This is a genomic window from Emticicia sp. CRIBPO, assembly GCF_009905725.1.
In the GTDB taxonomy this organism is placed as follows: domain Bacteria; phylum Bacteroidota; class Bacteroidia; order Cytophagales; family Spirosomataceae; genus Leadbetterella.
Window position 1 is genome coordinate 390,287 of record NZ_JAAAKV010000007.1, and the last position, 24,752, is coordinate 415,038.

At 43.8% G+C, this 24,752-nt stretch carries 20 protein-coding genes and 1 tRNA gene; 9 read left to right on the top strand and 12 right to left on the bottom strand.

All coding sequences use genetic code 11. From position 1 onward, the window contains the following. Positions 1 to 203 precede the first annotated feature (203 nt). On the top strand, positions 204 to 4,025 hold the full coding sequence (locus GVN16_RS16550; protein ID WP_166565027.1) for a PVC-type heme-binding CxxCH protein: 3,822 nt from the start codon (positions 204 to 206) through the stop codon (positions 4,023 to 4,025). A gap of 46 nt (positions 4,026 to 4,071) precedes the next feature. Here the strand turns inward: GVN16_RS16550 and GVN16_RS16555 are convergent, their stop codons facing one another. Further along, complete coding sequence (locus tag GVN16_RS16555; protein ID WP_166565028.1) at positions 4,072 to 4,995, bottom strand: LysR substrate-binding domain-containing protein; 924 nt, start codon at positions 4,993 to 4,995, stop codon at positions 4,072 to 4,074. 261 nt (positions 4,996 to 5,256) lie between these two features. Between GVN16_RS16555 and katG the strand changes: the two genes are divergently transcribed. Further along, positions 5,257 to 7,539, top strand: coding sequence for a catalase/peroxidase HPI (gene katG / locus GVN16_RS16560; protein WP_166565029.1), 2,283 nt, complete (start codon positions 5,257 to 5,259; stop codon positions 7,537 to 7,539). A gap of 75 nt (positions 7,540 to 7,614) precedes the next feature. Here the strand turns inward: katG and GVN16_RS16565 are convergent, their stop codons facing one another. From GVN16_RS16565 to GVN16_RS16610, 10 genes are all read right to left on the bottom strand, one after another. Then, positions 7,615 to 8,094: a hypothetical protein gene (locus GVN16_RS16565; protein WP_166565030.1), complete on the bottom strand. Its 480-nt coding sequence runs from the start codon at positions 8,092 to 8,094 to the stop codon at positions 7,615 to 7,617. Positions 8,095 to 8,151: 57 nt separating this feature from the next. Beyond that, entirely contained in the window at positions 8,152 to 8,550 is a 399-nt protein-coding gene (locus tag GVN16_RS16570; RefSeq protein WP_166565031.1) for a hypothetical protein, read from the bottom strand. 9 nt (positions 8,551 to 8,559) lie between these two features. Then, complete coding sequence (locus GVN16_RS16575; RefSeq protein ID WP_166565032.1) at positions 8,560 to 9,777, bottom strand: sulfite oxidase; 1,218 nt, start codon at positions 9,775 to 9,777, stop codon at positions 8,560 to 8,562. Positions 9,778 to 9,815: 38 nt separating this feature from the next. Then, on the bottom strand, positions 9,816 to 10,238 hold the full coding sequence (locus GVN16_RS16580) for a molybdenum cofactor biosynthesis protein MoaE (RefSeq protein ID WP_166565033.1): 423 nt from the start codon (positions 10,236 to 10,238) through the stop codon (positions 9,816 to 9,818). Positions 10,239 to 10,255: 17 nt separating this feature from the next. Next, positions 10,256 to 10,498 (bottom strand): MoaD/ThiS family protein, encoded by a 243-nt coding sequence (locus tag GVN16_RS16585; RefSeq protein WP_166565034.1) that lies wholly within the window; start codon positions 10,496 to 10,498, stop codon positions 10,256 to 10,258. A 14-nt stretch (positions 10,499 to 10,512) separates the two neighbouring features. Further along, entirely contained in the window at positions 10,513 to 11,277 is a 765-nt protein-coding gene (locus tag GVN16_RS16590) for a sulfite exporter TauE/SafE family protein (protein WP_166565035.1), read from the bottom strand. 77 nt (positions 11,278 to 11,354) lie between these two features. Further along, on the bottom strand, positions 11,355 to 11,786 hold the full coding sequence (locus GVN16_RS16595) for an NUDIX domain-containing protein (protein ID WP_166565036.1): 432 nt from the start codon (positions 11,784 to 11,786) through the stop codon (positions 11,355 to 11,357). A gap of 206 nt (positions 11,787 to 11,992) precedes the next feature. Beyond that, entirely contained in the window at positions 11,993 to 12,409 is a 417-nt protein-coding gene (locus GVN16_RS16600) for a DUF6527 family protein (protein WP_205748889.1), read from the bottom strand. Next, on the bottom strand, positions 12,396 to 13,574 hold the full coding sequence (locus GVN16_RS16605; protein WP_166565038.1) for a ThiF family adenylyltransferase: 1,179 nt from the start codon (positions 13,572 to 13,574) through the stop codon (positions 12,396 to 12,398). The genes GVN16_RS16600 and GVN16_RS16605 overlap by 14 nt, the downstream gene beginning before the upstream one ends. After that, entirely contained in the window at positions 13,549 to 14,247 is a 699-nt protein-coding gene (locus GVN16_RS16610) for a multiubiquitin domain-containing protein (RefSeq protein WP_166565039.1), read from the bottom strand. The genes GVN16_RS16605 and GVN16_RS16610 overlap by 26 nt, the downstream gene beginning before the upstream one ends. Before the next feature lie 694 nt (positions 14,248 to 14,941). Here GVN16_RS16610 and GVN16_RS16615 point away from each other — a divergent pair. Continuing rightward, complete coding sequence (locus tag GVN16_RS16615; protein WP_166565040.1) at positions 14,942 to 16,081, top strand: ImmA/IrrE family metallo-endopeptidase; 1,140 nt, start codon at positions 14,942 to 14,944, stop codon at positions 16,079 to 16,081. A gap of 255 nt (positions 16,082 to 16,336) precedes the next feature. Here the strand turns inward: GVN16_RS16615 and GVN16_RS16620 are convergent. Further along, a tRNA-Phe gene (locus GVN16_RS16620) sits at positions 16,337 to 16,409 on the bottom strand. Positions 16,410 to 16,610: 201 nt separating this feature from the next. Between GVN16_RS16620 and GVN16_RS16625 the strand changes: the two genes are divergently transcribed. From GVN16_RS16625 to GVN16_RS16650, 6 genes are all read left to right on the top strand, one after another. Beyond that, positions 16,611 to 17,936, top strand: coding sequence for a (Fe-S)-binding protein (locus tag GVN16_RS16625; protein ID WP_166565041.1), 1,326 nt, complete (start codon positions 16,611 to 16,613; stop codon positions 17,934 to 17,936). Positions 17,937 to 18,140: 204 nt separating this feature from the next. Next, positions 18,141 to 20,372, top strand: a complete 2,232-nt coding sequence (gene ppk1 / locus GVN16_RS16630) for a polyphosphate kinase 1 (RefSeq protein ID WP_166565042.1) — start codon at positions 18,141 to 18,143, stop codon at positions 20,370 to 20,372. 219 nt (positions 20,373 to 20,591) lie between these two features. Next, entirely contained in the window at positions 20,592 to 21,005 is a 414-nt protein-coding gene (rpsL, locus tag GVN16_RS16635) for a 30S ribosomal protein S12 (protein WP_166565043.1), read from the top strand. Between the two features lie 126 nt (positions 21,006 to 21,131). Beyond that, on the top strand, positions 21,132 to 21,599 hold the full coding sequence (gene rpsG / locus GVN16_RS16640; RefSeq protein WP_166565044.1) for a 30S ribosomal protein S7: 468 nt from the start codon (positions 21,132 to 21,134) through the stop codon (positions 21,597 to 21,599). A 256-nt stretch (positions 21,600 to 21,855) separates the two neighbouring features. Further along, positions 21,856 to 22,830: a metallophosphoesterase gene (locus GVN16_RS16645; protein WP_166565045.1), complete on the top strand. Its 975-nt coding sequence runs from the start codon at positions 21,856 to 21,858 to the stop codon at positions 22,828 to 22,830. A 9-nt stretch (positions 22,831 to 22,839) separates the two neighbouring features. After that, positions 22,840 to 24,633, top strand: a complete 1,794-nt coding sequence (locus GVN16_RS16650; RefSeq protein WP_166565046.1) for a hypothetical protein — start codon at positions 22,840 to 22,842, stop codon at positions 24,631 to 24,633. The last annotated feature ends 119 nt before the right edge of the window (positions 24,634 to 24,752 follow it).

Genomic DNA, 24,752 nt, shown 5'->3' on the forward strand with positions numbered 1-24,752 from the left:
TCTTTTCAGACTCCCGGGTACAGAGATCCCCGGGAGTCTGTTTTTAAACCCTCATTTATATGAGTCCGGACAGCCTGGTCTCCCGGCAAAAGATACCTTCCGATCACATTTAATCCAATATTATTTATCATGTTATATTCTTTCATGAAATTTGACTATTTTCATGGGACAATTATTCAACCATTTATACCGACTTAACCTTCATGAAACGTTTCTTCATTTATTTGTCCCTCTTTGTCTTTAGTTTCGGATGGCTGGCATTAAAACCCGCCGATCCTCCACCAGCTGAAAAGAAAACCAGCCTTTACATTGTTCAGAATGAAAAAGCCTCCACCATTTCAGTATTCAGACTTAATGGAAAGACACCTATTCTGACTCAAACCGTCAAACCGGATTTCAGACCTTACATTCACCCTTTGGTGGCTCCGGACGGCAAGGGTATCCTGACACAATACAGCCCGGGGCATCATAAACACCAGACCGGAATTTACTTGGGATTTACGAGGGTCAACGGCCGCGATTATTTTCATCATCCGGAAGGCGACTACTGGCGAAAAGTATCCTCCAGGATCATAAAAAGCAAGGGCCTGGAAGTCAAATGGGAAACCGTCTACGACCTCCTCGATGAAAAAGGAGAGACCGTACTGACTGAAACCCAGACCTGGACCATGCGGGAGCAGGACAACACCTACTTACTCGATCTCGAGTGGGCAGGAGAAGCCAAAACCGATGTCACTATGGGAAAATATGACTATGGCGGGCTGTTTGTCCGGATGCCCTGGAAAGAAGGCGACAAAGCAGAAATCATCAATGCCGCCAGACAGAAAAACGGAAAAGCAGAAGGGCAGCGTGCCATGTGGGCAGATGTCGGTATCCAGCTTGAAGGCCGCAGCGACCCGGCCCATATCGCCATTTTCGATCACCCTGAAAACCGCGGCTTCCCGCAATACTGGAGAGTCGACGGTCAGTTTGGCTTAGGCCCCGCTCCTGCCCGGACAGGGGACTGGTATATCAAAAAAGGGAAAGTGGAAGTTATCAGGCATCAACTTGTGGTTTATACAGGGATACTTAATGACGTCCAACTTACCAATACATGGAGTAAATTCAGCGGACAGGACATGACTTACGCCCTCTGGGGAATTGCCCAGAAAGAGGGTCTCGATGCCAAGTTCCTGACACCGGACGAGGCTATTGCAGCCATGACCGTGAAAGAGGGATTCAAAGTAAATACCTGGGCCTCAGAACCCATGATGACCCAGCCCATGGCGTTTTGCTGGGATGACAAAGGTCGTCTGTGGATTGCTGAAAACCGGGATTATGAATCACGGGGGCATGGGTTTTCCAATGCAGGAAACAGCCGTATTCTGATCCTGGAAGACACGGACCACGACGGCATTGCAGACAGCAAAAAGGTCTTTCTTGAAGGCATCGCATTTCCGTCAGCCATGGCAGTGGGTTTTGACGGCTTGTTTTTAGGAGCTCCGCCTAACCTCCTCTTTGTGCCCGACCGTAACCATGACGATGTGGCCGATACCGAAAATATTGAAGTACGGTTGACAGGCTGGGGCATCAGGGACCGCCACGAAACCCTCAACAGTTTTCACTGGGGGCCAGACGGATGGTTGTATGGATGCCAGGGGTTTGCCACACCTTCTAAAGTAAGGAAGCCGGAAGGCAAAGGCAAAATCTATAAACACAAGGACGCGTTTCCGGATGATATACTTAAAGGCGAAGGCGTTGACATCAACGGAGGCGTCTGGCGGTATCATCCCACCAAAGATATCTTTGAGGTAGTCGCCCACGGGTTTTCCAATCCATGGGGCATTGACTATGATGCCAAAGGCCAGCTGTTTATCAGTGCCTGCGTCATTCCTCACATGTGGCATGTAATTCCCGGCGGCATTTACCATCGCCAGGGCGGACAACATTTTAATCCTTATGTCTACAGTGACATCAGGACCATTGCCGACCACTCCCACCGCTCAGCTCATGGCGGGGCCCGGGTCTATCAGTCAGATGCTTTTCCAGAAGAACAAAAAGGCCGGATTTTTATGGCCAATATCCATGAGCATGGCATCCTCTCGGATATCCTTGATAAAAAAGGCTCGGGTTTTTCTGCCAGGCATGGCGAAGAACTCATGCTGGCCAACAACGCCCAGTGGGTAGGCTTCAGCACTGAAGTCGGACCCGATGGTGGTTTATATGTACTCGACTGGCACGATGCCGACATCTGCGGAAAGGAAGTGCTGAACGGAGAAACAGGGAGGGTTTTCCGGATCATGCCCAAAGAAACACTCGCCAAAGACTGGAAAGGACGTTACGAAGATCTTAACCTGCTTTCGGACAAACAACTGGTTGACCTGCAAAAAAGTCCGAGCGACTGGCACAGCAGAAGGGCAAGGGTTATTTTACAGAACAGGGCCGCCAAAGGACAAATTGCCCAGAGCACCCACGAAAACATCCGGGCCATTATCGCAGAAAACGGCAATCCCGACTGGCGTTTGAAAGCATTATGGACATTACATGTAACCGGTGGACTGACTCCCGCTCAGTTGCTGACGTTTCTCAGTGACTCCGATCCTTATGTCCGGTCATGGGCCATTCAGTTATTATGTGAAGACAAGGCCCCGTCTACAGAAGCCCTGGCTGAGTTTGTCCGGCTGGCTAAATCCGACCCATCTCCTGTTGTCAGGCTTTACCTGGCTGCGGCCATGCAAAGGATTGACCAGGAATCTGCCTGGAAAATAGCAGAAAACCTGGCCCTCCACGGAGAAGATAAAGACGACCACAACCTGCCCAAAATGATCTGGTTTGGCCTGGAACCCCTGGTGAGCAAAAATCCGGCAAGGGCTCTGGCCTTGGTTTCGCAAACCAACATCCCGATGCTGGCCCGTTACGTAGCCCGCCGAAATGTGGACGCCAGCGAAACTGAAAAACTGATCGCCGCTATAGGGAAAACCACCAAAAATAAGGTAAGCATGCTGGAAGGCCTAAGGGACGGACTGGAAGGAAGATTTGACCTTAAGGCCCCAGCCAACTGGAAACCTGTCTATACCAAACTTACCCAAACCAAAGGTCAGGCTGCCCAGCTGGCCCTGCAGGTATCACAAAGGTTCGGAGACACCGAGGCCACACAAAAATCAATGCTCACCCTGAAAAGTAAAACGGCTACCGCCATTCAGAAACAGCAGGCCCTTGAATCGATGGCCAGCAGGAAACGGGCAGAGCTGGCGGATGAGTTGCCGGAATTGCTCAATGACGCCCAACTCAGAATCCACGCCATCAGGGCCATTTCAGAATATGACAGAGAGCCTTTGGGTAAATTGCTCATTGCCAGGTACAAGGATTTCAGTCCTGCGGAAAAACAGCAGGCCATTCAAACCTTATCATCCCGGCCGAAATACGGCTGGTTGCTGACCCAGGCTCTCAAAAACCAGGTCGTCCCGAAAAGAGACGTCCCTCCTTATTCTGCCCGTCAGTTGCTGAGGGTAGTGGGTAGCGGCTTTATCGAAGTCTGGGGGCCGATTGAACAGGAACCCTCTCTCGAAAAATCATATTCGAAATACCAGAGACTTATCACTGAAAAAGCTCTGGAAACTGCCAATCCGGCCAAAGGAGAGGCTGTGTTTCAGAGTGTCTGCGGAAGTTGTCATAAGATGTTCGGGAAAGGAGGGAATATAGGACCCGACCTTACCGGATCCAACCGGGCCAACCTGGATTACCTGTTGTTCAATGTGCTCAATCCAAGCGGAGAGATTCAGGATGATTACAAACTCGTGGTGGTCACGACCCGCGACGGCCGTATTTATTCAGGCAATGTCATTTCAGAAAATGAACGCCAGCTTACTTTAAGGGTGGTCGGGCAAAGCGACCAGGTGATCAATAAATCTTCGATACAATCACGGGAGGTTATGCCGAGTTCACTGATGCCTGTCGGGCTTTTTGATAATTTACATGAGCAGGAAGTTCTTGACCTGGTGAAATATATGCGGACACTGAGTCCGGCAAAATCCGGGCAAAAGTAATCAACCCTAACCGGATGTCCCTATTGACAAATAAGAAGGCGTCCGGTTATTTTTTAAATTCAACCGTATTACCCCTGGCTGATTTATACACCTCAGGCACGTGTTCAATGATCTCACTTTTCAGTAACTCCACCAGCCTTTGTTTTACAAAATTACGGTGGGTCAGGATACTGATCCTTCTGTTGGGCTGCGGATCCGCAAAACGCTTGACACGCAGATGCTCCTCCTCTGAAAAATTTAATGTCGCCAGTTCCGGCAAAATCGTAATGCCCAGCTGACGGTCCGCCAGGTTTTTTAACGTCTCCAGGCTCCCCGAGGTGTATTCTATCGAATTCTCCTGTTGCTTTCTCAACTCACAGAACCGCATGATCTGTGATCTGAAACAATGCCCCTCTTCCAGCAATAATAAATCACTTACATCTATGTCTTCGGCCAGCAGGTACTCCTTTTCAAATTTCCGGGGGGTGTACACCACAAAGGGCTCAAACAATAAAGGATATTCATTAAAGTTACTGTTGTCTTCCGGGCTGACCAGTATCCCGGCATCCAGCTCTCCGTTCTGAAGCTTCTCTAAAATATTTTCCGTAATCGTTTCTGAGATTCTTAATTTGACGTCAGGATATTTTTCTTTAAAACTCATTAAAAATAAGGGCAGCAGATATGGAGCAATGGTAGGAATGATCCCCACTTTCAATTCTCCTGAAATGGTATTTTTTGAAGAATTCACAATCTCAGAAAAGCGGCTTATTTCCCTGAGGATTGTCTTGGCCTGCTCTATCAGTTTTTCACCCGCCTGGGTGGGGATCACCGGCTGCTTGCTCCTGTCGAATATTTTAACCCCACATTCTTCTTCCAGCTTGTGAATCATCATACTGAGGGTCGGTTGAGTCACATGGCAAGACTCTGCCGCACGGGCAAAATGCCTGTGGGTATTTACGGCCATCACATATTCCAGTTGTTGAATATTCATCCTCTTTTAGTATTATTTTAAGATATTCCGGTACTTGGTTTTGACAAAGTGTTATCTCAGCACAAAGATATAGACAAAATCTATTGAATCATAAAAACTATCAGTTTGACTTATTTGGCCTAAGTGCTTAATTTTGGATAAAATGAAAACAACAGTAACCAGAAACGACCTGTAATGGATGAAGATGACAGCCCCGGTCGTGAGGCTCTGTTCCAGCTTATAAATTATTCTTTTTTTTAATATAACAACAACGTATCGACGATGGAGAACTATTCTGGTGATATCAGCAAATGTCCAGTTCATGGAGGAGCTCAAAAACACAATGTTGGCGGCAGCGGAACCAGCAACCGCGACTGGTGGCCTAATCAGTTAAAATTGAACATCCTGCGTCAAAACTCTTCTTTGTCAAATCCTATGGGAGAAGATTTTGACTACGCTTCCGCGTTCAGGAGTCTTGATCTAGAAGCTGTGAAAAAAGACCTTCATGACTTAATGACGGATTCGCAGGATTGGTGGCCGGCAGATTTCGGTCATTACGGACCATTGTTTATCCGTATGGCCTGGCACAGTGCCGGCACATACCGTACAGGCGACGGCCGGGGTGGGGCCGGGGCCGGGCAGCAGCGTTTTGCCCCGCTCAACAGCTGGCCTGACAACGCCAGTCTTGACAAGGCACGCAGGTTACTTTGGCCTGTCAAACAAAAATATGGCAAAAAAATATCGTGGGCAGATCTTATGATTCTGACCGGTAATATAGCCCTGGAATCCATGGGATTCAAAACATTCGGTTTTGCCGGAGGACGTGAGGATGTTTGGGAACCAGAGCAGGATGTTTACTGGGGTTCGGAAACCAAGTGGCTGGGAGGAGATATCCGGTATGCCCATGGTTCCGATGGCGTTAATAAAGCGGGCGGCGTTCTCTCTGCTGACGACAGTGCGGGCGGAGGCATTCACTCCCGTAACCTGGAAAACCCTCTTGCCGCAGTACAGATGGGTCTTATCTACGTAAATCCGGAAGGCCCTGATGGTAACCCTGATCCGATTGCCTCTGCCCGTGACATCCGCGAGACTTTTAAGCGTATGGCCATGAACGATGAGGAAACGGTGGCATTGATTGCAGGAGGGCACACTTTTGGTAAAACCCACGGAGCCGGAGACGCCGCATTGGTAGGTGCTGAACCTGAAGCCGCAGGTATTGAGGAACAAGGTTTGGGCTGGACAAGCAAGTTCGGTTCAGGTGTTGGTGGTGATGCCATCACCAGCGGTCTGGAAGTTACCTGGACCACCACCCCGACGCAATGGAGCAATGGTTTCTTCTCAAACCTGTTCAACTTTGAATGGGAACTAACCAAGAGTCCGGCAGGAGCACACCAGTGGATCGCTAAGAACGGAGGCGGAGCCGGTACTATTCCGGACGCTCATGATCCGTCCAAAAGCCATGCTCCGACCATGCTTACCACTGACCTTGCTTTGAGATTTGATCCTGCTTACGAAAAAATCTCAAGACGTTTCTTTGAAAACCCTGACGAGTTTGCTGATGCCTTCGCCAGGGCATGGTTCAAGTTAACTCACCGTGACATGGGCCCGCGTCCGCGTTACCTGGGGCCAGACGTTCCGGAAGAAGAACTGATCTGGCAGGATCCGATCCCGGCAGTTGACCATACATTGATCAATGAGCAGGACATCGCTGCCTTAAAAACTAAAATATTGGATTCAGGATTGTCAGTATCTCAGCTGGTATCCACAGCATGGGCTTCGGCTTCCACTTTCCGTGGCTCCGACAAACGCGGCGGTGCCAATGGATCACGTATCCGCTTAGCTCCTCAGAAATACTGGGCTGTTAACAATCCTGCTCAACTGAGCAAAGTCCTGGATACCCTTGAAAGTATTCAGAAAGAATTTAACAGTGCCCAATCTGATGGCAAAAAGGTGTCTATAGCCGACCTTATCGTTCTGGCAGGTGCCGCGGGCGTTGAGAAAGCTGCAGAAAATGCCGGTCACCACGTGACCGTTCCTTTCACTCCGGGCCGAATGGACGCATCACAAATGCAAACCGACGTAGAGTCTTTCTCTGTCCTTGAACCAGTGGCTGACGGTTTCCGTAACTATCTGAAAACCAAATTCACGGTCTCCACAGAAGAGTTGCTGGTAGATAAAGCCCAGTTACTTACTCTTACCGCTCCTGAACTGACCGTTCTGATTGGCGGTCTGCGTGTATTGGATACCAACTATGATGGCTCCAAACATGGTGTTTTCACCCATCGTCCGGGAGTGCTTACCAATGATTTCTTTGTTAACCTGTTGGATATGAGCACCGCATGGAAAGCCGCTTCTGAAACCAAAGAATTGTATGAGGGCCGTAATCGTGCAACCGGAGAACTGAAATGGACAGCTACCCGCAACGATCTTGTTTTTGGTTCTAACTCCGAACTGAGAGCCGTTGCCGAAGTTTACGGAAGTTCTGATGCTGAAGTGAAGTTCGTAAATGACTTTATCGCCGCCTGGAATAAGGTCATGAACCTTGATCGTTTTGATCTGGCTTGAATGATCTGACGTTTTAAAATAAAAAGCCCTCTGAAATCATGTGTTTCAGAGGGCTTTTATTGTGATAAATCTTTGCTATTTCTTCTTCCTTACAAAAAACAGGTACTCGTTTTCATTGTACTGAACACTCAGGAAATCATACAGTCCCGTTGCCTCGACAGAGACATGATAGCTCATGGCCCAGCGGAAATCCTGTTGAAATTTTATATCTTTTTCCGTTTCATAAGGCTTGTTTGTCGCATTGAATTTCGAGATTTTAATGGTTCCTTTTGACTCCTTTCCTGCCTTCTCCATTTCAGACGTCACATAGTATCCTCCCATGTTCAGCAGGTTTACTTTCCCGGTTATGGTTCTATCGGCATGGAAAGTCAGCTTATATAAACTTGAGTCATATTTAAATCCGGGACAAACCATACAGATCACATCTGTACGGTGATCAAAATTGCCCACATAGGCCCATTCGCCGGACAAGGCAGTATCTGCCTGAATCTCTTCATGACAGGCATTCATAAAAACAGCCGCCGCCAAAAATGTGAGGAGCAATAATTTTTTCATAGTATCAGCATTTATTTTTTATATGGACTTAAAAATCAGGTGTTTGGTTGGAATGACTTAATTTTCCAAAGGATACCATTTGATATCTTTCAACGGGCTTCTTCTGACATAGCTTTGTTTCGGAGCATAGTTCTTGGCCAGGTAATCCAATATTTTGGGCTCGGCTTCTCCCAGGTCCCATAGTTTCTGGGTCTTCTGCATCCACCTGATCTTCTCGAGCCATCCTTCACGGCTAGCCTTGAAATTAGTCACCACCTTGGCTTCATGACAAGCCGTGCAGTGAGCGATCAGCAATTCATAATGCTGGTCCAGGATAAACCCTGTATTGGGGTCTTTCTTTAAAGTATCCGTTGTCATCATCGTTTGAGACGGCCCCGGCGACTCCATGGATTTCCAGAAACTCAGAACAAAAATACCCAAAGAGACAAATATCAAAAGCGAAACAATTTTATTCATAACCCTTCATTAAACAATTTTGACGGCGATTCTGTGGCAGGAATTGTTCAGATACCCTTTCGGATTCCAGGCGGGCATCACCATAGGCTGAGACCTCCCCTGGTCGTCTGTGGCTTTGGCCCACACCTCGTAATATCCCTTCTGCGGAAAATCAATCTCAGTTTTCCAATGCTGCCAGGCCAATCTGTTTTTAGGTTTAGCCAGTTCACATTTTTGCCAGGTAGTTCCAAAGTCAATGGAAACAAACATCTCCTTCACCTCGTGGTCTCCTGCCCAGGCATGGCCCCTCAACGAAAGCTTCTTTCCAAAGCTGATCATCGCCCCGGTCTTCGGATAAGTAATCAGCGACTTCACCGGCATGGATTCAATGATCTTCATGTCTTCCGGCTTTACCTTCGCTCCCGGTTCTATCGGGAATACAGGCACTTTGTAGTCATCCCCCTGCATTTTTTCACCATCGTGCACCTTGTTACGGACCACGATCCTGTCCAGCCATTTGCCGGACGTTGACCCGGGCCAGCCACCCACCACCAGTCTCAGCGGGTATCCGTTCATCAAAGGAATATCCTGTCCGTTCATGGCCCAGGCTATCAGGGTTTCATCTTCCAGGGCCTTTTTCATCGGCACTCCTCTTGAAATCGACGATTTCTTCGGGTCTCCGCTCAGATGCAGATCCTTTCCGTAATATCCTATGTAGACAGCATCGTCTTTTATTCCTGTCTCCTGAAGCAGATCCTTTAGCCTCACTCCTGTCCATTCAGCACAGGAAATGGCCCCGTCACCCCATGGATTGCCTGAGGTCTGGGGAGAAAACCCGCTCCGGCTGTTTCCGCCGCATTCCAGCTGCAGCTGGTAGGTATGAACTTTGTATTTGGTCTTAAGATCCTTCAGCGAAAAAGTCCTGGCCGTTTTTACAGACTCACCCTCTATCGTGAGCGTCCAGTTATTTACATCAATATTTTCAGGGGCCAGGCCGTTGTTACGGATAAATATTTTGTCGGCCGGGGTAACTTCATCGTCAAGCAAATGGACAGGTGTTTCAATATTCCATGGCTTTTCACTCAGAACCGTCAGCTCCTTATGCTTTCCTGCAGGCAGGTCCTCCGGAAAACTAAGCGATTTGATGCCTTCAGGTCGCTTTTCAGCAAAAACGAATGATGTCGGAATACTTGCCGCAGCCATGATCCCGAACCCTTTCTTTATAAAATCTCTTCTGTTATTCTCCATGTTTTCAGAATGTATTAAAATCTAATGTGTTGGCCGGTTCAAGGTGTGGCAGAAACCCAGACCTCTCCGTCTTCAAAAATCTCCCTTTTCCAGATGGGTACTGTCTCTTTCAAAGTATCGATGGCAAATTCGCAGGCTTCAAAAGCCGCTTTCCGGTGAGCAGAAGAACAGGCGATCAAGACCGGAATTTCTCCAACTTCCAATATCCCAACCCTGTGATGAATAGCCATTTTGTCTAGTTCAAACCTGCTAACAGCTTCTACGGCGATTTTTTTCATCTCTGAAACCGCCATGGGTTCATACGCTTCAAAATCAAGACGCATCACCTTCTTCCCCTTCGTCATGTTTCTGACAGTTCCGGTAAACAAAACCACTCCTCCCGAACCATCCGACTTTACAAAATCCAGGGCCTCTTGCTCCAGAAGTGTTTCTGCCCTCAATACTATCTCTATATTTTCCATTTTTACTTCTGAATATCTCATCCACCGGAAACCGGTGGAATCAAAACCACTTCATCGTTTGTACTTAAAATACTCTGATCATCCGCATATTCGGTATTGATGGCAATTCTGAGAGACTTTAGCTTCTCAAAATCCGGAAATCTTCCGGTTAGTTCCTTTTTCAAGTCCCCTACGGTCATCCCGTCTTCTACTTCTATTTGCTTCTCAAATCCACCCAGGATATCTTTCGTAATCCCGTAACATATCAGTCTTAAATTCATATGCTCATTTTGTTTTAACCCAGGTACTTCATCAGCAGGTTCACGCTCACATAGGCAATCAGCAAGGCCGTGGCTTTTCTTACGGTATCCTGTTTCAACTTAAGGATCGTCAGGTAATTTCCTAAAAACCCACCCACAAAAACCGCCAGCACCAAAGCCAGTACAAAGTACTTATTCGTCTCAAAAATAGACAAATTGTTTTGCCCGATCAACCCGGAAACGGAATTTACAAGAATAAAGACTGTCGACACTGCCGATATCTTCTTGGCCTCATCCCATTTCAGAATATAGAGCAATGGCGAAAGAAAGATGCCGCCACCAATGCCCACCATGCCTGAAACAAAGCCTATAAAACCTCCAACGAGAAGATCAAATATAAATTGTTTCTGATCTGACAGCTTGCGTTTCTCGCCGTTTGAAGATGTTTTCGGCTGAAACCACATCAGTAAAGACGCGATCAGGAGTGTAACACCCAATAAGATAAAAAAGCTCTTTTCCTTGAGCGGAATTTTCCCTCCGATAAACGCCAGCGGAACGCTCAGCAACACCAGCGGAATGATTTTCTTAAGGTTCAGCAAACCGTTTCTCCAGTATTGAACTGTGGAGTTGGAAACCACCACAATATTACAAATCAAAGCCACCGACCTCACAAAAGTAAAAGGCAAGCCATAAAACGCCAGGATAGAAATATAAGACGATCCACCCCCAAAACCTACCGAAGAGTAAAGAGACGCAATCAAAAAAAAGAAAACAACAATTTGCCAGTTCTCCGCAGACATCAGTTTTTATTTTAAGTTATATTTTTCGTCAGGCCCTCCCGATCTCCTTTTTCCGTCCTCCTTTTTCCTTTCTTATATCAAAACCACTTCTGATCTATCTTACCCAGAAACCAGTTGATCTGCTCACCTTCCAGGGCATTTTTGAGGGCCTCGCCAACACTGGGATACAAGTTGGTTTCTACGAGATTTTCAGGCTCCAGCCAACAGACTTCATGGGCCGTCGTCTGTTCAGGGTTAAGGACCGGCTCTCCTGAAAGCACCTCTCCTTTGAAAACGCAATGCAGGGTTTGCTTTTCTTTCAGATGCACTTCGGCCACAAAAAGCAAATCGCCGACGCTCACCTCGAGGTTCAGCTCTTCCACCAGTTCTCTGATCAAAGTATCTTTCAGCCCCTCCCCGAAATCAACATTTCCTCCGGGCAGGTTATACACGTCTCTTTCGCCATAACGATAACGCATCGTCAGGATTTTTCCTTCTTTCAAAAGCACTAAAGCCGGTCGTATGTTCATAAAAACAAGCGGGTTTCATTACAAGTGGTAATAATACAAGGTTTGCAGAATTAAACAAGAGAACTGATGGGAAAATGTTGTTGAGTAAATCTGGATTTGACCTTCGGAGTTCCTGAACCTGTTATTTCCACTTAACTCCCTGAAGCGAGCTCTCAACAACTTGATACAATAAATAAAAAGCCGAAGGTTTAACTTCGGCTTTCTTATTAAAATAGAAAGAATCTAAATATTCTTTGCCAGATTGTCGGCTTTGAACTTTTCGGAATGGCAGATTCTTCTTTTGAAATATCCGGTTCTCCAAAATATTTCTTTCTACGTTCTAAGTCATTTTCTCTACCTAAGCGGATTTCCTTTTCTGTCCATCTGCTCGCAAACTCAACTTCGTTATCTCTGATCCAATAATGTGACTGACATTCAAAATTCCAGTTGCCAATAGAAGGATCAAGGGTAACTGTCTTACCATTAAAAGTTAGTTTCCAACCTGTTGGTGATAAAGGTGTCACAACTTTATTACCACAGCCACACACGCATTTGTGTATGGCTGTACAATATTCCATTGAGATGTACAAAATACCATCTTCTGTTTTTTCTGGAATGAACTCAATAAATTTATGCCTTAACATCTTCATTGAAAATTTTAGATACACCTATTGAATATGAGCTGTGATGCTCATTTTCCAAATCAACGTAAATCCCAGAAATCTTCTTCCATTTCAGGATAGCTAAAATAGCATTCAGTGCATTCAATTCCGCAATCTGAATGTTGGTAGCATATTCATTGTCGTCAGTATCTTCCGAGAAAATGCGTAGTGGCAGGTGGTCGTTTTTGTCACGAGTGGCGGAAGTAACCCTGACAGCACCGGTAAGCTTGTCACCAACAATATTCACACCTAAGCCTACATCTGAAAAAGCCACGCCTATACTCGCCAAATAATCTGTTATCATCTTTCTTGCAGCATTTCTATCAACACATACAAATACGTAGTCCATTTGATCTAACTCTTGTAAATTTTCTTTTTTTACATAATAGTCATGGACATGGATATACTTGTGCATGTTTGAATATAGCTTTTGATAATATTCTGCCTTTTTTGGATTTTCATTCAGATCACTCTCTGATGCTGCACCAGGAGAACGGAAAGCATTGTGCTGATCAAAGCTATCGCCATCATAAAGGTGAATTTCTCTTACTGGGCATTTAGCGACCATATCCAAAATATATGCCCCAGTTCCACCCAAACCAATAATTGCTATTTTCTGCCTCTCTAACTTTGCATTGATTATCTCGATATTTGCTCGGCTTGAATTGGTGTCAATGTATTTGAACATTGTTTCGTTAGCAATATCCTTTATCAATTTAAAAGTTTTTTCCGTAACCAAAGGGTTCAGATATTTCGCTGGTGCTGAAATAATCTCCGCATACCTTTTAACCTTTTCGTAGTAGTTAGGGTATCCGGCAGCAGGCTTGTTGGAAAAGGATCTATTTACAGTAATATGATGGTTCAACACTGTATTAGCATTAATATGTTGAATTGCTGAGATCTCTATACCTTCAACGTCACAGGGGTTATCCCCAATAAAATATATCACATGATTATCCGGAGCTGCTGTCTGGTTATTACTACTTAACGTAAGAGTACTTACCAATATGCCATATTGTATCTGTCTGTTTTGATCGACAAAGGGTATATGGTGGATAAGTAAATATCCACCATGTACCTCGATCTCATAACCTTCGTCTCTTAGACGTTTAAGGTCGGGGCTATGATTTATCTGTTGCTGTGACATCGAATACCATTTTATTTTTGACACGAACAATCGAACCTTTTACCATAGTACCTTCTACCTTAGGTTCCCAACCTCTGCTGTAAGTAACTGTGTAACCTTTGTCAGGATTATTATCATGTGACCCAAAAGCCAAAACAACCAGCTGCTCAAAAGAAATGTTAACTTCTTTCCATATATGTGTCAGAGCATTAACAATGATTGTCACTTCCGTTGGTCTTGGCTTAGAGAAAAAATTCTCTTTACCCGGACGGGCTAAGTCAACTACTTCGTCATCCAATATTTGATCATCTTGCCAATCTTCCTTTATATCTAGGAAGATATTATCCTCTGCAGGTATATTTCCCAGATCTCTTATTTGGATACCTCTGATGTATTGTTTATACCAGGTAAAAGGCTTGTGATTGATGAAGAACTGTAGTTTCTTCTTTACAAAGAAATATTCCGTTTCAGGTCGAGCTAAATTAACTTTTTTCTCATTTTCAATAAGCTCATCCTGATAGGGTTCACTGATTGACAAAAATAACTCAGTATCTAAAGGTATTCCAGCGAGCTGTTTCAATTCTTCCCCTGTTTTGTACTGATCTGAGGTCTCATATTCTCTCCCTTCTACAACAAACTTCAAAGGTGTGTTTTTTTGCAAAGGGACTTCTCCTTCACTACTTATTAAGTTCATAAAATTAAATTTTTGATTATAAAAAAATACTCTCCTGCTTATCATTTCAGCAGTAAATTGGCTTTGCCAAAAGCTGTTTACAAATACAAAATATCTGTATTCTTAAAAACAGCTGTAACTTAAATGTAGATGCTCGCTCTTCGTAATGATTAAATTATTTACCACTAGGAAGCTCTCAGACTTGGAAAATTGAAGAAGTTTGAATATTTTTGAATTCTCACGCCCAAAAATATTTGGCGGGTTGCGAACCCGTCATCTTATTTTTCCAAGCCGTAGCGAAAGCTTCGGCTTATTTTTTTACCTTTAATTCTAAAGTTGGCACAAACATACAATCCTTTTTTAAATCATGCAACAATTTTTTCGACAATCTTAAAAAATTTTTTTTACATCTGAGGTAATATATATTTTTTATTTGTATCTATTTTATTATCAGCACTTAATATAACAACATCAGAATCCCATTTACAACGAACAAAATTCATTCTCGTAGATTATGACTCACTTAAATCTCCATTTTACACTAACACGAATACAATTATTACAACATTATTAAACTTTTATATTACTTTTGTGTCTACCTTTACAATTATAATACTAATACCTTTAACTAATCCGTCGCCAGTATCATCATTAGCTACTGCTGTAACTTGTTTTCTATTACTATTTTTTTAATTTCTTTAAATTTTTCGGCATTATGGAAGAAATAGAAAAAAATCTTACTACTCCTGGTACAATTATTAAGGAAAAGCTTGACTCTTTAGATTGGACACAGGAAGACTTATCTCAAATTTTGGATTTGTCTTTAAAACATACTAATGAGCTACTTAAAGACAAACGGCCCATGTCTATTGAGCAGGCAACAGACATTTCTTCAGCTTTGAAGTTGAGTAGAGATGAAATGACACTGTTAATAACTGCTTTGGTTAGTAAGTATTTACAGTTTACAAAAAATTCAGAGATTAAAGAAAAGAGTAACCTTTTTAATCTGTTGCCTATTACTGAAATGATAAAGCGGGGTTGGATTACCAAACAAAAAGACCTTAACGGCTACTTGAGTAGTCTGAGTAAATCTCTAGGCATCTCCGTAAATTCAACAGATGGATTGGAGAGTTTTTTGCAGAATCAGAGTAATTGCTTATCATACAGGAATATTACGCATTCAGAAACAGGGAACGACAAATATTATAATAGAATAGCATGGTATCTGTTTTCGAAAGAAAAAGCGAATAGAATCAAGAATATTCCTTCTTATAACAAAGAAAAGCTCAAATCCCTTTTCAATGAGTTATACGCATATACTAACCATAAAGATCCTTCTGAAGGAATCGCTGATTTTTTAAAACGACTTAATTCTTGTGGTGTCCGTTTCTTATTTATTCCTCACCTGTCAAAAACATATACAGAAGGAGCTGCATTTGACTGTGAACATGGGCCTGTAATTGCACTAACTGGTCGGACTAATCGTCTTGACACTTTTTGGTTTAATATTGCTCATGAGATTGTTCATATTTTAAAAGAACACTATAAGTCCGGTGTTGTAATAGACGGCACATCGGAACTTTCAAAAGACAACACTGATGATAATGAAGTTGAGGCAAACAATGAGGCTGCAAAGGCTTTAAAGGGAGATCAGATAATGACTTATTTTAGACAATATTATAACTACATTCCTTCTGATGAGGTATTTGACTTCGCCAAAAAAGAGAATATTCACCCATCAATCGTTATAGGTCGTTTAGCATGGGAAGGAAAAACATCTTTTGCAACTATACACCGCTATAAAGATTCGATAAGGGATAAAATACCTCCTAAATACAAAGTCGATGAACTATAATTTAAACCTTTCATTCTATTAAATGTATTTGTAGATCAATGAGTCGCGGTTTCAAAAACCTGTGACTCATTTTTCTTTTGTTGAAAGCCCTCGCTTCCAATCCTATTCACTATCTAAATTTTAAGGCTAGGAGATACATAACTCCAAATAAGGCCCCGTAAAATATCGAGTATTTACCGATTATAAGAATGTTGCACCCTATATCAAAGAAAAAAGCAGCTACAACATTACGTCATAACTGCCTTATTTTCAGCGTGGTGATGGACGGAATCGAACCGCCGACACAAGGATTTTCAATCCTTTGCTCTACCAACTGAGCTACATCACCGAATCACCACCATTCCCATTGATTTGGGACTGCAAAATTAGACAAAAACTTTTTATTCGCAAACTTCCTGAAAAAAATATCTAAAAAAATATTAACATTCTTGTTTTGTTTCTGTTTTTGACGATATTTGTAATGGTATGCTTGCATACTATATTTGCCCTGTTTCAGTAAATGTGTTCATTTTAATTAAAAGACAATCTCATGATAGCCCAGATCATTTTTATCGCTGCTTTATCCCTGGCCGCTTACTTTATTGCCAGAAGAGTCCTGTTAATTAAAAAAACCATTCAGTTGGGCAGAAGCGAAAACAGGACCGACCAACCGGCCGAAAGATTGAAAACCATGTTGCTGGTAGCCTTCGGTCAGAAGAAAATGTTTACCCGCCCTGTCGTCGGAGCTTTACATGCCCTGGTCTATGTCGGCTTTGTTATCATTAATATAGAAGTACTTGAAATTCTCATCGATGGTATTTTCGGTACCCACCGCATATTTTTTCAGCCTCTAGGAAATGTCTATGCCTTTCTGATCAACTTCTTCGAGTTCCTGGCCTTAGGAGTAATTATTGCCTGTTCTGTGTTCCTGGTCCGCCGCCACATCCTCCGAGTAGAAAGGTTGCAACCTGCACGTCATAAAGAAATGAAAGCCTGGCCGGCCCTGGACGCCACCATCATACTGTTTATTGAAATAGTATTGATGTGGGCCTTCCTGAGCATGAATGCCACCGATGTCATCTTACAGGAAAGGGCCGTGGGTCATTACGGTGAGGCTGTCACCGGCGATTTCCTTATCAGTGGTTTGCTGAAACCCGTTTTTGATTCCTGGTCAGACCATTCCCTGGTGGCCTATGAAAGAGCTGCCTGGTGGTTTCATATCCTCGGCATCATGTCCTTTGCTTTGTATGTGACCTATTCCAAACATTTGCACATTGCCCTGGCTTTTCCCAACACTTACTTTGCTGACCTCACCCCGAAAGGCGAAATGAAAAACATGCCGACGGTCACCAAAGAGGTAAAAATAATGCTGGGTCTTGAGCAGGCAGATGCCCCGGCCAGCGAAACACCGGAGCGGTTCGGAGCCAAAGACGTCAAAGACCTGAGCTGGAAAAACCTGATGGATGCTTACAGCTGCACAGAATGCGGTCGCTGCACATCGTCCTGCCCGGCCAACATTACCGGCAAAGAACTCTCTCCTAGAAAAATCATGATGGACACCCGCGACCGCCTCGAAGATATACAGAAAGGCTGGCTGAAAAACGGGTATGACTATGATGACGGTAAAACCCTCCTGGGTGACTATATAAAGGACGAAGAGTTACTGGCCTGCACCACCTGCAATGCCTGCGTGCAGGAATGTCCGGTGATGATCAGCCCGCTGGATATCATTCTTCAGCTCCGCCGCTACAGGGTGATGGAAGAAAGCCAGGCACCACAATCATGGAACATGATGTTCCAGAACCTGGAAACCAACATGGCTCCGTGGAAGTTCTCTCCCGACGAAAGGTTCAACTGGGCCAATGACCTGAAATAGAAGCATTTCTTCCGGCATAGTTTGTAGCCATCCATCCGGAAAAACATCCGTTTGGCAAATTCAGGCTATCTTCTTATATCTGAACATCTGCCTTTTTCGTTCACATAATAAAAAGATAATACACGCTTTCTGTTGATTTATCTCTTTTTTGTTTCGAAATTCGCAGAGGCGGAACAATTCACGTTCTTCAGTATAAATTTTAGTATGGGAAATACAACGGAGTCAAAAGGTTTTTTTTCATTTTTTAAAGATTTGTTGGATTCAGGTGTTGAGACCAATCAGAGCAGTACCCCTGTCAATAAATTCAGCAAAACCCAGGAAAGTATTGATAAATCAAATCTGCTGAGCCGTGATTTTAGCTGGATGAAATTCAACATGAGGGTTTTAGACCAGGTGACCAATCCTTCCCTGAACATATTTGAAAAACTAAAATTTCTGGCCATCACCGCTTCTAACCTGGATGAATTCTTCACGGTCCGCGTGGGTAGTCTTTATAATTATATTGATTTTAACAAAGAGAGGGTTGATTACTCAGGATTGAGAGAAGGACAGTTCCGGAAAACCCTTCTGGCTACCATCAATTCCTTTTATGAAGAGCGTAACAGGATCTACAGGGAAGAACTTAAGCCCGCATTCCAGAAAAACGGCTTTCAGATCATTAAATACGAAGACCTGAATAAAGAGCAGCTGAAAGAGGTGGAGGAGTATTTTGATTATACCATCTACCCGATGCTGACGCCGATGTTGTGTGATCACACGCACGCATTTCCGATCCTCCTGGCTAAGAACCTGATCCTCGGGGTTGTTTCTACCGAAAACCAAACCACGCTTTTCCCTGAAAACGAAGAGAATAAAAAGCTTTCATTTGTTCAGATTCCCAGCAATCTCCCGAAGTTCTATACTTTTGAAAAAGAGGATTGTGTCATATTCCTGCCTATCGAACAGATCGTAAGAAACCAGATACAAAAGCTCTACCGCAATGTCAATATTGAATCGATTGACCTTTTCAGGATTCTCCGGAACGGCGATTTCAGCATTGAGGAAAATGACGACATGGACGCTGACTTTGTGGATGAAGTAAAAGAGAAGATCAAAAGCAGGAAAGTCGGCAGAGTCGTAAGCATGGTGGTTGAAAACAACCCTTCTCCCTGGATGATGCAGATCGTACAGAAGAAATGGGAGATTGACAAGTACAACATCTATATTAATCATGAACTGATTGATTATACCCGTGTCTGGCAGATCGTTAATCACCCGGAATTCAAGGTGGAACTGCCTTCACAAAAACCTTCTATCTACCCTGTCAACCTGAACAGGGAAAATATGAACAACATATTCGAAGCCATCAGGGAAAACGACATTCTGTTACACCACCCTTACAATACCTTCGAACCGGTTGTCCAGCTGGTAGAAAAGGCGGCTGATGATCCTAATGTATTGTCTATAAAACTTACCATCTACAGGCTGGCCAAGAACTCCAGGATAACTGCGGCTCTTCTCAGGGCCGCTGAAAACGGGAAACATGTTTCTGCTCTCTTTGAGATCAAAGCCCGTTTTGATGAAGAAAACAACATCAAGGAAGCAGAAAAACTACAGAAGGCAGGATGCTTTGTAATTTATGGTATCGGCTGGCTGAAAACCCATACCAAACTGATGCTGATTGTGAGAAAAGAAGGGCCTAAGGTGGTTCAGTATGCTCACATGGCCAGTGGTAACTATAATGAAGACACCTCTAAGTTATATACAGATGTTGGCCTTCTGACTGCCAATCCTGATTATACCCATGATATTTCGGAGTTCTTTAATGTCATCACGGGGCACTCTCAACCGGGTCACTATAAAAATCTCATTACGTCGCCTAAAGACATGAGACTGGCTTTGATCAACCTGATTCAAAATGAAGCCAGAAATGCCCAGGAAGGAAAGCCTGCGGGCATTTGTATCAAAATCAACTCTCTGGAAGACAAAAAGACCATCGAGGAACTTTATAAAGCTTCACAGGAAGGTGTAAAAATAGAGCTGATCATCCGCGGAATATGCTGTCTCAGACCCGGCAGATTAGGGCTGAGTGAAAACATAAAAGTGCGTTCTATCGTCGGCAACTATCTTGAACACGCCCGTATCTTCTATTTCCATAATGACGGCCACCCGAGGGTTTTCGGAGGAAGTGCCGATTTAATGGTCAGGAGTTTTGACAAAAGAATTGAATCTCTTTTTGAGTTTGTAAATCCTGACATCAAACAACAGCTGATTTACATCCTTAAGATGAACCTGGCAGATAATGTAAATGCTTATGAACTGCAGGAAAACGGTGAATACCACAAAGTCGGTAAATCCGGTGCAGTAATCAATATACATGATCACTTCTTCGATGTAAATCCTGATGAGTTCAAAACAGCCAGATTATTCATCCCAGAGGAGGTAATCGCTTCCTGAAAAGGCCGGCCTCAGATTATTGTAAAATTTCATTCTTTTATGTTGCTTTTTTGTGAAGTCTGGCTTTGCCATAGCTGTTTATCTGCCTAAATATTTAATAATAAAGCCTTTTACTCTCTAAAAGACTTCAAATTATTTTTCCGTTTAATTATTTTTTCCTACCTTTGCACTCCCTTTTTAGGGGAAATTTATTAATTTATTCATTTTTAACAGTTTACAATGCCTACTATACAGCAGTTAGTAAGAAAAGGAAGAGAGACTCTTAATTACAAGTCGAAATCTCCGGCATTGGATTCATGCCCACAGCGTCGTGGTGTGTGTACGCGTGTTTATACAACTACGCCTAAGAAGCCAAACTCGGCTTTGCGTAAAGTTGCCCGTGTACGTTTAACAAACCAAAAAGAGGTGAACGCTTACATTCCGGGCGAGGGTCACAACTTGCAAGAGCACTCAATCGTATTGATTCGTGGTGGTCGTGTTAAGGATCTTCCGGGTGTACGTTATCACATCGTTCGTGGAGCATTGGATACCGCCGGTGTAAACAACCGTAAGCAAAGTCGCTCTAAGTATGGTGCAAAACGTCCTAAACCAGGTCAGGTTGCAGCAGCACCAGCAAAAGGTAAAAAGAAATAATTACGAATTTGTATTGACATAAACTAGCAGTAGTTTATGCTTAAATATAAAGGGAAGTAATATTCTGTAAAACCGAATGTGAATTAGTTTAATTAGTTAAACGAAACCTTCTTTAACAAAAAAGAAATGAGAAAAGCAAAACCAAAAAAACGTTACGTGTTACCTGACCCTAAGTTCAGGGATGTAACTGTAACTAAGTTTGTGAACAATTTGATGCTTGACGGAAAGAAGTCTTTAGCTTACGGTATTTTCTATGGTGCTCTTGAGATCGTAGAGAAACGTACAAGCGAAAATGGCCTTGAAATCTGGAAAAAAGCGTTGAATAATGTAATGCCAGCCGTAGAGGTGAAAAGCCGTCGTGTGGGTGGAGCAACATTCCAGGTTCCGACTGAAGTAAGAGCTGAGCGTAAACAATCTTTAGGAATGAAATGGATGATCAATTATGCCCGCAAACGTGGTGAAAAAACCATGACTGAGCGTTTGGCAGGAGAGATCGTAGCGGCTTCAAAAGGTGAAGGTGCTTCTGTTAAAAAGAAAGATGATACGCACCGTATGGCAGATGCCAACAAGGCATTCTCGCACTTCAGGTTCTAAGTCTTATCAAAGAGATTTTAAGCCCTCAAAACGTCGTTTTGAGGGCTTTCTTTTTATACCCCTCCCCGTTCTCCGGCTGTCAGCCATTCGTTCTTCTGACCACTTTCTTCAAATTCCGGTAACATCCGGTGTTGAGAACAATCCTATTTATTGTTTATGTTTGCATTCTGATATCCGGAGAAAGCTGGCTGGAGAAAACCTTATCTCTGTCATCCCGGTTCTCAAACGACAACCTTACCAAAACATGAGCCTTCAGATGAACCGAATTTATTACGCCAAAAGAATCTTACTTGCCGTTATCCTCGCCATTATAAGCCTGGAATCCTCCCTGGCCCAGGATTCTTTGAAACTTGACATACAAAAGGGAGCCATCAATTTCATTGTTTTCGGCGACTGGGGACGCTTCGGCGATGATCATCAGATACCGGTGGCTCAGCAAATGGCCAGAACCGCCCGGGAAGTGGAAGTAACCTTCTTTGTTAATCTCGGAGACAATTTTTATCCTAAAGGCGTGGCAAGTCCCACCGATCCGCACTGGCATTATTCCCTGGAGGAAATTTACAAGGATTTTGCATTACAAAGAGAATGGTATTCTGTTCTGGGAAATCATGATTACCTCGGAAACCCTGATGCCCAGGTAGCTTATACAAAAATCAGCAGAAGATGGCAGATGCCGGCCAGGTACTATAATAAAAGCATTGGGCTCAGGGACGGATCCGGAAAAAGAATGAAGTTTACATTTATTGATACCAACCCCCTTATTCCTGAATTCTACCAGAACCAGGAATACGGCCCGAATGTAAAATCCCAGGACTCCACAGCCCAGAAGGCCTGGATAAAGGAATCCATTTCTGTTCTTGAACCGAATGTGCAGTGGAACTTAGTAGTCGGCCATCATCCGATGTTTACGGGCAGCTTAAGCAGAAGGGAGGGCTATGATACCAAAAGAATCAGAAACTCGCTGAATCAGCTTTTAAACACCCATATGGTAGACGCCTACCTTGCAGGTCATGATCATAGTCTTCAGCATCTCCAGCCCGGCGGAAAGGGCGTCCATCATTTTGTCTCAGGCTCCGCTTCAGAAGCCACCCAGGTAGATAAACTGGATTACAGTAAATTCGCGGCCAGAGCTTACGGCTTTCTCTTGTTTTCTGTTACCGCCAAAGAACTGGTGGTCCATGCCATTGACTACCAGGGCAAGATTCTGTACCGGACTTCCATCACAAAATGACAGATGAATATGTCACGTATCAACAGAAATACATTCCTAAAAAGATCATTATTTGCCAGCGGTTCTCTTTTGCTGGCTCCCTTGTCCAATAACCTGCTTTTCGCCGAAAGTCATGTTCTTGCAGGTCATTACTCCTCTTCGGATTTAATGCCCCTGCTTGTCAAAGGCAACGATGCCCATGTAAGCGACCTGTTACTACGCGGCGATGCCGCCAATCGCCATGGGGGCCGGAGCCCGGGCTATAACTTTGCTAAATTTTCAGCAGCTTATTGCCACCCGTCTTCTTCGTATTATGCAAACGAGGCCCTGCTGGTTAAGTTGGGCGAAATCACTGACAAGCTCCTTTCGCTGCTTCGTCCTGACGGCACTGTTAATGCCGGCAACCTTGAGTCTCCGCCTGATACGGCTTTCATCATGGAACCTTTATGTTCGGGTGTATACATTTTGAGCCAGAATGATCAGAAAGACCTGGATAAAATCAAAGAGGCCATTAAAGGATTTATTCAGAAAGTAGGGAACGCTCTGACCACCGGCGGTGTCCATACGCCTAATCACAGGTGGGAGATCTGCTCCGCCCTGGCCTGGATCAACAAGCTATACCCGGACGCAAAATATGTTAACCGTATCGATGAATGGCTTTCTGAAGGGATATTCATCGATGAGGATGGTCATTATCCCGAACGGAGCATGAACTATGCTGACGTTGAAAACAGGGCATTTATTACCATAGGAAGATTGCTTAACAGACCAAAGCTTTACAATCCTGTTAAGAAAGCCCTTGAAATGACATATTATTACATGGAGCCCAACGGAGACCTGGTGACATTTGACTCAAGGCGTCAGGATCAGTTCTCTACACGTAACATTATCGTCCAATATCTCCATTACAGGTATTTAGCCATTGAACTCAGACATGCTGTATTCTCTGCTATCGCCAGTTTAATAGAAAAACAACCGGAATTTGAGTCTGATATTATCAATGAGGCTTTATATTGCTTTATGGCTAATCCGGTCTTAGGGGGCCAGCTTCCCGCCCCTCAGTACCCCTCTACCGATTATGAGCGTTTGTTTAAAACCAGCAGTCTGGCAAGAATTCGAAGAAACGAAACAACCGTTACCCTCTTCGGGGGCAATGACTGGCCGCTGATTATAGCTTCAGGAAGGTCAGTAAGCCCTAATTTCTTTGCCTATCGCAAAGGCAAGGCCATTCTGAAATATATGCGGATGTCATCCCGGTTTTTCAGTATGGGTTACTTCAGGAGTGAGGGGCTTTTTCGCAAGAATGGAAAGTATTTATTATACAAGAAGCTGGAAGCTCCTTATTATCAGCCTTTGCCGAAAAAACACAGGAACAAAGACGGAGATTATGAACTAACGCCAAGTATTGACGATCGTTTCTGGAGTAAAATGTCATTTGACAAACGCCCGGTCAGTAATGTAAAAACCCTGGAAAGCCAGGTGACAGTTACTGAAGATCAAGGAAAGGTTACTTTAGATTTTGAAGTAAGCGGACAGGAGGGCGTTGCGGTAACCATACATCTTTGTTTTTCGGAAAACGGAGTACTTAAGGGCGTAGAAAAAGCCCCCGGAAATGAGAAAGACTATTTCCTCAAAGAAGGTTTTGGTGAATTTATATGTGAGGGTGACAAGATAACGTTCGGTCCGGGTATTAAACGCCATGACACCATACGCGGACTGGAGGGAGAAAAATACAGCGTCCATTTCGGCTCATTAAACACCCCCGGCCAGCATGTTTATCTAACAGGATACACCCCTTTCAAATATTCTCTTAGGTTTTCTTAGGAGCAATCCGATCATAGCCATTCTGATCCCTTTTTCCTTTCCTCCTTTCTCTGGTAGATTTAAACACAAAAAAGCCTCAGTATTACTACTGAAGCTTATTGTATAATTAAATTCTGGCA